Source organism: Burkholderia reimsis (genome assembly GCF_003294055.1).
GTDB lineage: Bacteria > Pseudomonadota > Gammaproteobacteria > Burkholderiales > Burkholderiaceae > Burkholderia > Burkholderia cepacia.
This window is the reverse complement of record NZ_QMFZ01000007.1, coordinates 64,002-76,007: the sequence shown is the minus strand read 5'-3', so window position 1 is coordinate 76,007 and position 12,006 is coordinate 64,002. Positions and strand designations below refer to the sequence as shown.

Sequence of the window (12,006 nt, the reverse complement as noted above, 5' to 3'; positions counted from 1 at the left end):
CTGCATCGCTTGCGCGCTGCCGAGCGGTGGCGCGCGCAGGACTCGTGCAGGGCTCGTGCGCTACTCGCGCAGGACACGTATGAAACTCGTGCGAGCAAGCCAACGTCGGCGACCCCGCAGCCCCCTATCGCGACGGCTCCCCGTCGTCGCCCCACACGACCATCACGTCCCGCACGAGCGCGGCGATCGACGTCGCGCCGAGCTTCTCCTTGATGCTCGCGCGATGCACGTCGACGGTCTTCACGCTGATCGACAGATCCGACGCGATCTGCTTGCTGCCCTTGCCGTCCACCACGCCGCGCAGCACTTCCTTCTCGCGCGCGGTCAGCGCATCGAGCCGCTGGCGCAGCTCGCGGTGGCGCTGGCTCACCGCGTGCCGCTGCTGCGCGAGCCGCAGCGCGCGCTGCACGCGCTCGAGCATCTGCTGCGAGTTGTACGGCTTCTCGACGAAATCGATCGCGCCGTTCTGCAGCGCGCGCACGGACATCGGGATATCGCCGTGCCCGCTGACGAAGATCACCGGCAGCGTCGCGCCCCGCGCGTTCAGTTCGGCCTGCACGTCGAAGCCGCTCTTCTCCGGCATCCGCACGTCGAGCACCAGGCACGCGGGCAGGTTCACGTCGAAGCGCGCGAGAAAATCCGCGGCGTTCGCGAACCCCTCGGACGCGATCCCGACCGATTCGAGCAGCCAGGCGAGCGACGTCCGCATGCCGCTGTCGTCGTCGACGATGTATACGATCGGTGCGGGTGACGTCATCGCGGGGGTCTCGCTGAATATCGGTATGGGTATCGCACGCGCCGCCTACGGGGCCGGTTGCCGGCGCGTCGCGCACGTCGTTCGCTGGGGATGCGCGGCACATCATAACGAGCCGAAAACCCGCTGAAAACCCCTTCTCGGGCCGCACGAACGCACATTCCCGGTTTTTTTCGCGCGTCGCCCCGCGTACCTAGGTAGAACCTTTAGACGCGTTGGCGAGAACGCCATCTCCATCGTCAATCGTGCGAATGGTCGTCCGCCTTTTCGCGACGTACGCTTGGGTCATCGTCGGCGATCAGGCGCTGCACCCGCAGCGCCGCATGATCGCCGCTCTCGTCCAACCAGGAGCGCCCATGTCTTCCACGACCGATATCCAGCGACCGGCACGCGTCGAGCCGACCGACGCGCAGAAGGCCTTCCGGCAAGCGATGGCCCACCTCGGCGCGGCCGTCAACGTGATCACCACCGCCGGGCCGCACGGCCGCTGCGGGATCACCGCGAGCGCCGTGTGCTCCGTCACCGACACGCCGCCGACGCTGCTCGTGTGCCTCAACCGGTCGAGCGCGATGCATGCGACGTTCGAACGCAATCGCCACGTCTGCATCAACGTGCTGCCGGCCGAACACGAACAGCTCGCGCGGCACTTCGCGGGGCTCACCGAGCTGCCGATGGACCGGCGCTTCGAACTGCCCGTGTGGGATCGCGGCGAGCAGGACGTGCCCGTGCTGCGCGACGCGCTCGCGAGCCTGCAGGGCACGATCGCCGACATGAAGGAAGTCGGCTCGCATTCGGTGATGTTCATCGAGGCGACGTCGATCCGCGTGCGCGACGACGGCGACAGCCTGATCTACTTCGGCCGTGCGTTTCATCGCGTATCGCGCACGGCGTGCGTGCGGTGAATCGCGCGTGACTACGCGGCGGCCCGCAACGCGCGCTGCCCGGCCGCGAGCGCGGCACCCGCGAACAGCGTCAGCGCCGAATACACGAGCCCGCGCGCGAGCCCCGCGCTGTCCGACACCCAGCCGATCGCGACCGGCCCGGCGATCTGCCCGAATGCGAAGACCGTCGTGAACGCGCTGATCCCTTTCGCCCAGCCGTCGGGCGGCAGGTTGTGGCGCACGAAGGCCGTCGTCGACGCGACGGCCGACAGGAACGTCGCGCCGAACAGCACGCCTGACGCGAACGCGGCAACCGGATGCACGAACATCGCCGGCATCAGCGTCGCGATGCCGAGCAGCGCATTGAGCACGGCCAGCGCCTGGCCGCCGCGCATCCGGTCGAGCAGCCCCGACCACAGCCGTGCCGAGACGACGGTCGCGACGCCGAGCATCACGTAGAACGCGGCGACCACCGTGCCGCTCATTCCCGCGCCGCGCAGCAGCGCGACGATGAACGTCATGTAGCCGATGTAGCCGACGCCGAACAGGCCGTAGCCGGCCAGCGCGAGGGCGAATCGCACGGGGCTCGCGGTCGCCGCCGGCACCGCACCGTCGCGCGGCGCGGCGGGTGCCGCGTGCACGCGCTCGATGCGGCGCGCGGCCGACACGGCCACCGCCGAGAACAGCGCACATGCGAACGCGAGCGCGAACCACGCGGGCTGCCAGCCATGTACGCCCTGCGCGAGCGTCGCCGGCACGAGCAGCGACGAAGCGACGATGCCCCATCCGGTGCCGCCGTAGTAGAGGCCGAGCAGCAGGCCCGCATCGCGCGGCGACGCCGACGCGAGCCGCGCGGCCAGCACGCCGCCGCTGATGAAGATCAGCGCACTGCCGACGCCGGTCGCGAGCCGCTGCACGAGCAGCGCGTGCGTGCCGGACGTGAGCCCGCACGCGGCCATCAGCAACGCGGTCAGCATGCACCCGGCCGCGAGCAGCGTGCCCGCGCGCCAGCGCCGCGACAGCAACGGAAACCCGAGCGCACCGATCAGGTAGCCGGCCGCGTTCGCCGTGTTCAGCGCGCCCGCTTGCGCGAAGGTCCAGCCGAGATCGGCCTTCATCGGCGGCAGCAGCAGCGCATACGAAAAGCGCGCGAGGCCGAGCGCGATCGCGCTGCCGAGCGACAGGCCGATCGCGAGCCGCCACGCGGCCATGCGATCGGGGTCACGTTCGGGGGTATGGCGGGTCGCGCCGGTGTCCGGCTGCGACGGGCCGGTGGGCTTCGGTTGCGGCGCTGCGCGCATCGCGTGTCTCCTTTGTCGTTCGAAGCCGGGGGAGTCGACGCGACGGAACCGGCGTTTCGCACGCGCCGGTCCCGACTGTCCGTCGAGGCTTCCGATTCTGTCGACCGATCATACTTGAGCCGTCACGGGCAAGCACGCGTGGAAGGACGGCAGCCGCTTGCCGGCGCTAGCGCGGCAATCCGGCCACGAAGGCCGTCAGCAACGCACGCCCCTCCGGCCACTGCGCCAATCCCGCTTCCGCATTCAGGTGGCCGCGCGGGCCGAGCCGCAGCGGCGTCGCGCCACGTGCGCTCGCCCATGCGATACCGCGCCCGGACGGGTCGTACCCGTCGTCCGAACTGGCGATCGCCAGCACCGGCAAACCGCCGAAATCGCCGCCCGGCACGTTCGCGAACGCACGCGCCGCGGCCGGAAAACGCGGGCCGCCCGGATCGGGCACCGCAACGAGCCAGGCGCCGCGCACGACGCGCGCCGACGCCGCGCGCCAGTGCGCGAACAGCAGGCACCCCAGCGAATGGCAGATCAACACCGGCGGCGCCGCGGCTTGCGCGACGGCTTCATCCAGCGCCGCCATCCAGTCGCGCAGGTCGGGGGCATCCCATGACGCGGGCGCCATGCGGATGGCGCCCGGAATCGCGGCCTCCCAGTGGCTCTGCCAATGATCCGGTCCCGAGTTGCCGATCCCCGGCACGATCACGATCGTTTGCTCCATCTCCGTCTCCATGAACAGGCGAGCGCTCAGTCTCGTCCGCCGGAAACCGGCCGGGAATGGCAAGTCATCGGTTATTGAGACAATATGCCGATGAATTAACGGAGCGGGAGAACGGACATGTCGAATGGAGAGCTCGATCGCCTGGATCTTTCGATCCTCGAGGCACTACAGGAAAACGCGCGGATGCCGCTGTCCGAGGTGGGCCGGCGCATCGGGCTGTCGCAGCCGGCGACGTCGGAGCGCGTCAAGCGGCTGGAAGAACGCGGCATCATCGCCGGCTACGGCGCGCGAATCGACCCGGCGGCGCTGGGGTTGGGGATGATGGCCATCATTCGGCTGAAGACGACACACGAACACATCAAGCCCGCGCTGCGCGCATTCGCCGAGATGCCGCACGTCATCGAGGTTCACCGGATGACCGGCGACGATTGCTTCTTGCTGAAGGTACTCGTGCCGACACCGGGACAACTGGAAACCATCATCGACGCGATTGCCCGTTTCGGCGCGGTCACGACGTCGCTGGTGCTCCGCTCCGAGCCGGCCAAACCGCTCGGCAAGGCGCTGCTCGGCTGACACGGCATCGGGCCGCCGACACGCCCGCACCGACCGGCGATGCCTTCGTATGCATCGCTTCCGCGCACGACGTCGGTCGCCATGATCGAGGCTATCTAAATTCCGATAAAAATTCGCCGAATACGATACATCGATTGCGATTCATTTCATTGAAAAAATGACATTGAATCCGTCGCTCTCTTTACCCGCCTTTTACCACACGTGTGTCGTCATCCCGCGTTGTTTAGCACGCCGAGGCTAAAATCCTTGCAACGCATTGCATTCGCAAATTCGTCAGACTAATATCAACGCCACTCATCCGGCATTCACGAAATGCCTGATGAGGAGTGGCAACTTTTTAGCCGCGCTTTCATGTTGAAACACTCATGTTCACCACAGGAGAATTGACATGCAGGACACCCAGCAGATCGAATTGCTTGACTGGATGCAGGAAGACACGCACCCCGAGGCCATCGACATGATGGTCGAGGACGCCGTGGTGCCGTTCGGCACCGCGCTCTGGCCGGTCTGAGCGGGCCACCCGTTCTCGCGGAAGGGCCGCGGCCCTTCCGCCGCTTCCGGAGACACGCATGCTGAACCTGCACCGCGCACTCGGCTTCCACCCCGCGCTGCGCGACAAACTGGCGCGCGGCGAATCGGGAAAACTGCTGGTCGGTCACGACACCCGCAACCGCGACATCGCGTTGCGCGCATTTGCCGCCCTGCCCGATTCACTCGACGCCACGACCCTCTGCCTCGAAAGCACCCCGCCCGCCGATATCACCGCCGCACTCGATGAAGCCGACCTGTTCGTGCTGCTGTACGACTCGTCGTGCCTGCCGACACCGTCGCCGAGCGGGCCGCCGTTCCTCGCCGCGATCCGCCCGGCGATCGTCGAGCACTGGAGCAAGTCGGTGCTGTTCAAGGATTACGGCCCGCATCTCGACGAGGCGTTCGCCGAATCGCTCGACGACATCGCGGCACGCAACGGCCGGCTGATCGACGCGGCCGCGCGCGCATCGCAGATCCGTTTCATCGACGAAGCCGGGAACACGCTGGCGGGCTCGCTCGCGCCGGACCAGAAATGGACGAGCGTGGACGGAATGGGCAACCTCGACGTCGTGCCCGGCGAGATCGCGACGCACGTGACCGATCTCAACGGCACGATCGTCTTCAGCGGCACGTTTCTCGGCACCGTGCCGTTCGCGATCAAGTACAAGGTGGCCGAGCGGCTCGCGACGCTGCAGGTCGAGAACAGCACGATCGTCGGTTTCGATACCGACGACACGGGCTTCCGGCGCGATTTCTCGGCCTATCTCGACCGGCATCCGAATCACCGGCGGATCGAGGAATTCGGCATCGGCACGAACCTCGGCATTCGCGGGCTGTACGGCCGCAACGCGGGGTTCGAGGAACGTCATCCGGGCCTGCACCTCGGGCTCGGCGGCGGCGAAAACGGCAGCCACCATCTCGACCTGATCTTCGCGCGCGGCACGCTCGCGCTCGACGACCGGATCGTGTTCGACGGCGCGTTCGCCGTCTGATTCGGCCGTTGCGCGCTCAGGCTCGGGCGGCGGGTGTGTCGCCGAGCCACTTGAACATCACGAGGCAATCGACGAACCCGAGCCGCGCGTGACGATATGCACGCGGCAGGCGCCCGACGATTTCAAATCCCAGCTTCTGCCACAGCGCGACCGCCACCTCGTTCGTCGAAACGACCGAGTTGAACTGCATCGCGAGGAAACCGCGCTCGCGCGCAACCTGCTGCGAGTGCTCGCACATCAGGCGCGCGACGCCACGGCCGCGCGCGGCCTCGCTCACCATGTAGCCGCAATTGCACACGTGATTGCCGGGGCCGGCCGCGTTCGCCTTCAGGTAGTACGAGCCCAGTACCACGCCGTCCTCCTCGGCGATCCACGTGCAGAGCGGCGCATCGAGCCATGACGCGCGCGCCGCTTCGGGTGTCGCATCGGGATCGAATGCATAGGTTTCCTGAGCAGCGACGATGGCGCGATAGGTCGGCCAGAAGCGCGGGAAATCGTCGTCGGTCATCGGGCGAATCGTGATCATGCGGGTTCTCTCTTGATTGGAATGCCGGCCGCACAGCCAGCGATCGTGGCGTGATTCAGGAACGGCCGCCGTCCCGTTGCGCCGCGCTGCGATACGCGCCCGGCGGCACGCCGTACCAGCGCTTGAACGCCTGCGAGAAACTCGACAGGTCGCTGAAGCCGAGCCGCTCGGCCACTTCCGCGAGCGACAGGCGTGCATCGCCGAGCAGCGTCTCGGCCATCGCGCCGCGCGCCTGCGCGAGCAGCGCCCGGAACGTCGTGCCCTCCTCCTGCAGCCGGCGCTTGAGCGTGCGCGGGCTCGTGTTCAGCAGCCGCGCCATGTCCTCGAGCGAGAACGGCGCGGGGCCGGGCGTCGCGCCCAGGTACTGGCGCACCATCTCCGACGTGCCCACCCGCGCGCGCCGCGCTTCGAGCAATTGGCTGCACATCTGCTCGCACATCGACACCGTCAGCGGATTCGCGTGCGGCAGCGGCCGGTCGAGCAACGCGCGATCGAACGCGAGACTGTTCGCGCGCGCCGAAAAAACCGGCTCGACGCCGGCGATGCGCGGCACCGGCGCGGACGGCGTGCGCGTCGCCTGCACCGTGAAGCGCGACAGCTCGAATGCGTCGCCGCCGATTTCCCGCAGCAATACGGCCGCCGCCGACATGTCGCGCTCGACGAGGAACCGGCTCAGCGCGCCATCGAGTTCCGGCGAGCCGAAACTGAGCACGCACGTGCTGTCCTCTTCACGATACGTGATCACGGTGAATGCGTAGGTGAGCGGCAGGAAGCGCATCGCCAGCGCGAGCGCGTCGCGCGCGGTCGCACTCGCGATCAGCCCGTAACCCCACACGCCGTACGCGGAGAAGTGGTAGCGCAGGCCGACCTCGAACCCGAGGCCCGGCGCGCGCCCGAGCGCGCGCAGCAGGTTGCCGGTCAGCCGCAGTTCCTGCGCGGCCGTCACCTCGACCTTCGGATCGTCGAGCTGCGCGTTGGCGAGCCCCGTGCCGGCCAGCAGCGTCGCGTGCGGCACGCCGCGTTCGTCGCCGAAATCGACCAGCAGCCGGGCGCTGGCCGGACTCCGGGTGAAATCCCAGAAGCTCATGCGGAGAAACCCTCGAAGCGCCGATTTGGCCCAAATACTAAAACAATTGTCCCGAAGCAGCATTGGTGTTTTCCCATGCGGCCAGCACCATCGGCGTCATCCAGTCGTCGCCCGAACGACGCCAATGCCCTCCGGAGGAGACACCATGCGACGCAGTCGCCCGACCGATCCCGCAGCCCGCTTCGCACGCCGGCGCGCCGTGCCTGCACGAACCCCTGCCCCTGCCCGGCCCCGCGCCGGCCGCCCGTGCGCGCTGCCGCGCCCCGCCTGATCCATCGACCATCGGAGGATGAACCCATGAGCAGGACTTTCGACTACATCGTCGTCGGCGGCGGGTCGGGCGGCTGCGTCGTCGCCGGGCGGCTGACCGAGGACCCGGCCGTGACCGTCTGCGTGCTCGAGGCCGGTGGCCGCGGCGACGGCACGCTCGTCAACGTGCCGACCGGCGCGGTCGCGATGATGCCGACCCGCGTGAACAACTGGGCCTTCGACACGGTGCCGCAGCACGGCCTCGGCGGGCGCATCGGCTACCAGCCGCGCGGCAAGGCGCTGGGCGGTTCGTCGGCCATCAACGCGATGGTCTATGTCCGCGGCCATCGCGTCGACTACGACGGCTGGGCCGCGCTCGGCAACGAAGGCTGGGCCTACGACGACGTGCTGCCGTACTTCCGCCTGAGCGAGCACAACGAGCGCTTCGACGATGCGTGGCACGGCCGCGACGGCCCGCTGTGGGTGAGCGACCTGCGCACCGGCAACCCGTTCCATGCGCGCTACCTGGAAGCCGCGCAACAGGCCGGCCTGCCGCTCACCGACGATTTCAACGGCGCGCAGCAGGAAGGCATCGGCATCTACCAAGTCACGCAGAAGCACGGCGAACGGTGGAGCGCGGCGCGCGCGTACCTGTTGCCGCACATCGGCCGCCGCGACAACCTGACGGTCGAGACGCATGCGCAGGTGCTGCGCATCCTGTTCGACGGCACGCGCGCGACCGGCGTCGAAGTCCGGCAGCACGGCGAGGTCCGCACACTGCGCGCACGGCGCGAAGTCGTGCTCGCGGCCGGCGCGCTGCAAACGCCGCAACTGCTGATGCTGTCGGGCGTCGGCCCGGGCGGCGAGCTCCGGCAACGGGGCATCGCGGTGCACGCCGACCTGCCCGGGGTCGGCCGCAACCTGCAGGATCATCCGGATTTCATCTTCGGCTACCGCACGCGCAGCGTCGATACGATGGGCGTATCCGCGCGCGGCGGCGTGCGCATGCTGCGCGAGCTCGCGCGCTTTCGCCGCGAACGGCGCGGCATGCTGACGTCGAATTTCGCGGAAGGCGGCGGTTTCCTGAAGACCCGCGCGGACCTCGACGCACCGGACATCCAGCTGCACTTCGTCGTCGCACTCGTCGACGATCACGCGCGCAAGCTGCACGCCGGCCACGGGCTGTCGTGCCACGTGTGCCTGCTGCGGCCGCGCAGCCGCGGCTCGGTCACGCTCGACAGCGCCGATCCGCTCGCGGCGCCGCGCATCGACCCCGCGTTCTTCGACGATCCGCGCGACCTCGACGACATGGTCGCGGGCTTCCGGCTCACGCGACGGCTGATGGAAGCGCCGGCGCTCGCCGGCTGGACCACGCGCGACCTGTTCACCGCGAACGTCGACACCGACGATGAAATCCGCGACGTGCTGCGGCGGCGCACCGACACCGTGTACCACCCGGTCGGCACGTGCCGGATGGGGCACGACGCGCTCGCCGTCGTCGATCCGCAGCTACGCGTGCGCGGCCTGCAGGGGCTGCGCATCGTCGATGCGTCGGTCATGCCGACGCTCGTCGGCGGCAACACCAACGCACCGACGATCATGATCGCCGAGAAGGCCGTCGACCTGATCCGCGGCGTATGCCGCACGTCCGCGCGGCCGCAGCGCGAAACCGTCAGGACAACGATTGATACCGTTCCCGCTTCGCACGCCGCGCACGAAGCCGTCCAGCCGGAGGAGACCCGCCATGTCGTCGCGTGACGCTACCCACCTGACCGACTCCGCCGCACCGCTCGCGGCGATCATCATCGGCGCCGGCTTCGCCGGCATCGGCATGGCCATTGCGCTGCAACGTGCCGGCATCCACGATTTCGCGATCGTCGAACGCTCGCACGACGTCGGCGGCGTGTGGCGCGACAACAGCTACCCCGGCGCCGCGTGCGACGTGCCCTCGCACCTGTACTCGTTTTCGTTCGAGCCCAATCCGGCCTGGTCGCGCGTGTTCGCACCGCAGCCCGAGATCCATGCGTACCTGCAGCATTGCGCGCGCAAGTACGGCCTCGCGCGCTACCTGCGCTTCGGCGCCGATGTCACGCATGCGCGTTACGACGAAGCCGCCGCGCTGTGGCGCGTCACGCTCGCCGACGGCACGACGCTCAGCGCCGCCGTGCTCGTCAGCGGCACCGGGCAGCTGAGCCGCCCCGCGATGCCCGACCTGCCCGGCATCGACACGTTCCGCGGCCGCGCATTCCACTCCGCGCACTGGGATCACGACTACGCGCTCGCCGGCAAGCGCGTGGCGGTGGTCGGCACCGGTGCGTCGGCGATCCAGTTCGTCCCCGCGATCGCCGGCGACGTGCAGCGCCTGACCGTATTCCAGCGTTCGCCGGCCTACGTGATGCCGCGCCCCGACCGTGCGTACCGTCCGTGGGAGAAGGCGCTGTTCCGCACGCTTCCGTGGGCGATGAAGCTGCATCGCGCATCGATCTACCTGCGCTACGAATCGCGCGCGATCGCGTTCACGCGCCTGCACCGGTTGATGAAGGTCGCGGTCGGCCGGCCGTTCCGCAAGCTGCTCGCGCGCGACGTGCCGGACGCCGCGTTGCGCGCACGGCTCACGCCCGACTACCCGATCGGCTGCAAGCGCATCCTGCTGTCGAGCGACTACCTGGCCGCGATGAGCCGCGACAACGTCGAACTCGTCACGCAGCGGATCCGGCGCGTGACGGAGCGCGGCATCGAGACTGTCGACGGCGTGCATCATCCGGTCGATGCCATCGTCTACGGCACGGGGTTCGCGGCGACCGAGTTCCTGTCGCCGATGCGCATCACGGGCCGCGACGGGCTCGACCTGAACGACGCATGGCGGCGCGGCGCGCAGGCGTATCTCGGGCTTGCCGTGCCCGGTTTCCCGAACTTCTTCATGCTGTACGGCCCGAACACCAATCTCGGCCACAACTCGATCGTCTACATGCTCGAAAGCCAGATCGCGCACGTGATGCGCTGCCTGCACGCGATGCGGCGCAACGGCGCGCGCGAGATCGACGTCGACGCGCGCCGCTACCGGCGCTTCAACGCGCATGTGCAGCAGCGGCTCGAAGGATCGGTGTGGAACAGTTGCAAGAGCTGGTATGTCGATGCATCGGGACACAACAGCACGAACTGGCCGGGCTTCACGCTGACCTACCGGTGGATCACCCGCTTCACCGGGATGTCCGCCTACCGCTTCACGCATCCGGTGCCCGAATCGGTTGCCCCGACATGCGACGTCGTGGTCGCGCCGCCCGCCGGCCCGCTGGAGGCGCTCACGGCCGCCTCGCTGCGCGGTTTCCTGCGCGTGGCGTTCCGGCCGCTGATCGGGCCGCCGTTCGGTGCACGCATGCAACGCCGCGTCGTCGCGCTGCTGTCGCCGCTGATGCCCGGCACGGGCGGCACGCTGCGCTACCGCACGCACGCGCACCGCGTGCCGGTCGAAGTGGTTGCGCCGAAACGCGGCGACACGGGCGGCGCGATCCTCTATCTGCATGGCGGCGCATTCTGCCTCGGCGGGCCGCATACGCATCGCGGCGTGACGACGCGGCTCGCGAACGATGCCGGCCTGCCGGTGTGGGTGCCCGATTACCGGCTGGCCCCCGAGCATCCGAGCCCGGCCGCGCTCGACGATGCGCTGGCCGTCTATGACGCGATGCGCGCGCAGGGTCACGCGCCGCACCGGATCGCGATCGCGGGCGATTCGGCCGGCGGTGCGCTGGCGCTCGCACTGGCCATCGCGCTGCGCGAGCGCGGCGAGCCGGCCGCCGCCGCGTTGCTGCTGATCTCGCCCGTGACCGATCCCGCGCTCGGCGGCGCGACGCTGGCTTCGCGCCGCCACGACGATCCGATGATCCGCCGCGGCTGGCTCGAGCAAGGGCTGCGCTGGTATCACGGCGCCGGATCGGCGGCGGCCCGCGGCCCGCTCGATACCGACCTGCGCGGCCTGCCGCCGATGCTCGTCCAGGCCGGCGACCAGGAAGTGCTGCTGTCGGACGCGCAGCGGCTGACCAGTCACGCGCAGGCCTGCGGCGTGCCGTGCCGGCTGGAGATTCATGCGGCGCGCTGGCATGTGTTTCATCTGCAGTCGTTTTACCTGCGCTCGGCGCGGAACGCGTTGCGCACGCTGGCGGAGTTTGCGTCGGCACGCGTTGCCGCGACGGCATGACGATGCAACGGTAACGCATCAGGATTTTCCGGCGGACGCACCGCGCGATGCGCCCGCCGTCGGACTGTTCGCGCACTTGCTTCACGTCCCCGCTCATGGCGCGTGCCCTCGGCACGCGCCATCGACACCGGCCATTCGGCCGAATCGCCACGCCAGGTAACGGATGAAAGAATGATCTTCGTCCGGGAAGCCGGTTTCGCCGCCT

General features: G+C 69.1%; 11 protein-coding genes. 6 read left to right on the top strand and 5 right to left on the bottom strand.

From position 1 onward, the window contains the following. Positions 1-124: 124 nt before the first annotated feature. On the bottom strand, positions 125-757 hold the full coding sequence (locus DPV79_RS10915; protein WP_048020328.1) for a response regulator transcription factor: 633 nt from the start codon (positions 755-757) through the stop codon (positions 125-127). Between the two features lie 353 nt (positions 758-1,110). Here DPV79_RS10915 and hpaC point away from each other — a divergent pair, with 353 nt between their 5' ends. Beyond that, the gene (gene hpaC / locus DPV79_RS10910; RefSeq protein ID WP_048020438.1) at positions 1,111-1,656 is read left to right on the top strand and encodes a 4-hydroxyphenylacetate 3-monooxygenase, reductase component; all 546 of its coding nucleotides are present in this window, start codon (positions 1,111-1,113) and stop codon (positions 1,654-1,656) included. Between the two features lie 11 nt (positions 1,657-1,667). Here the strand turns inward: hpaC and DPV79_RS10905 are convergent, their stop codons facing one another. Together DPV79_RS10905 and DPV79_RS10900 are read right to left on the bottom strand one after the other, a co-directional pair. Then, positions 1,668-2,936, bottom strand: coding sequence for a YbfB/YjiJ family MFS transporter (locus tag DPV79_RS10905; protein WP_113045423.1), 1,269 nt, complete (start codon positions 2,934-2,936; stop codon positions 1,668-1,670). A 166-nt stretch (positions 2,937-3,102) separates the two neighbouring features. Next, positions 3,103-3,648 (bottom strand): RBBP9/YdeN family alpha/beta hydrolase, encoded by a 546-nt coding sequence (locus DPV79_RS10900; RefSeq protein WP_113045422.1) that lies wholly within the window; start codon positions 3,646-3,648, stop codon positions 3,103-3,105. 117 nt (positions 3,649-3,765) lie between these two features. Between DPV79_RS10900 and DPV79_RS10895 the strand changes: the two genes are divergently transcribed. The 3 genes from DPV79_RS10895 (at position 3,766) to DPV79_RS10890 (ending at position 5,744) form a co-directional block, all read left to right on the top strand. Continuing rightward, positions 3,766-4,221 carry an Lrp/AsnC family transcriptional regulator gene (locus DPV79_RS10895; RefSeq protein ID WP_059709839.1) on the top strand — a complete coding sequence of 152 codons (456 nt, stop codon included), beginning with the start codon at positions 3,766-3,768 and terminating at the stop codon, positions 4,219-4,221. A 388-nt stretch (positions 4,222-4,609) separates the two neighbouring features. Further along, positions 4,610-4,732 carry a hypothetical protein gene (locus DPV79_RS43620; RefSeq protein WP_021158412.1) on the top strand — a complete coding sequence of 41 codons (123 nt, stop codon included), beginning with the start codon at positions 4,610-4,612 and terminating at the stop codon, positions 4,730-4,732. Positions 4,733-4,790: 58 nt separating this feature from the next. Continuing rightward, on the top strand, positions 4,791-5,744 hold the full coding sequence (locus DPV79_RS10890; protein ID WP_048020334.1) for a CgnE/CgnB domain-containing protein: 954 nt from the start codon (positions 4,791-4,793) through the stop codon (positions 5,742-5,744). A 16-nt stretch (positions 5,745-5,760) separates the two neighbouring features. Here DPV79_RS10890 and DPV79_RS10885 read toward each other — a convergent pair whose 3' ends face one another. Then, positions 5,761-6,270 carry a GNAT family N-acetyltransferase gene (locus DPV79_RS10885; protein WP_059653792.1) on the bottom strand — a complete coding sequence of 170 codons (510 nt, stop codon included), beginning with the start codon at positions 6,268-6,270 and terminating at the stop codon, positions 5,761-5,763. Between the two features lie 55 nt (positions 6,271-6,325). After that, on the bottom strand, positions 6,326-7,357 hold the full coding sequence (locus DPV79_RS10880) for an AraC family transcriptional regulator (RefSeq protein ID WP_113045421.1): 1,032 nt from the start codon (positions 7,355-7,357) through the stop codon (positions 6,326-6,328). 297 nt (positions 7,358-7,654) lie between these two features. On the opposite strand from DPV79_RS10880, the gene DPV79_RS10875 reads away from it, so the two are divergent. After that, positions 7,655-9,364: a GMC family oxidoreductase gene (locus DPV79_RS10875; protein ID WP_113045420.1), complete on the top strand. Its 1,710-nt coding sequence runs from the start codon at positions 7,655-7,657 to the stop codon at positions 9,362-9,364. Continuing rightward, complete coding sequence (locus DPV79_RS10870) at positions 9,351-11,801, top strand: flavin-containing monooxygenase (RefSeq protein WP_113045419.1); 2,451 nt, start codon at positions 9,351-9,353, stop codon at positions 11,799-11,801. The genes DPV79_RS10875 and DPV79_RS10870 overlap by 14 nt, the downstream gene beginning before the upstream one ends. Positions 11,802-12,006 lie beyond the last annotated feature (205 nt).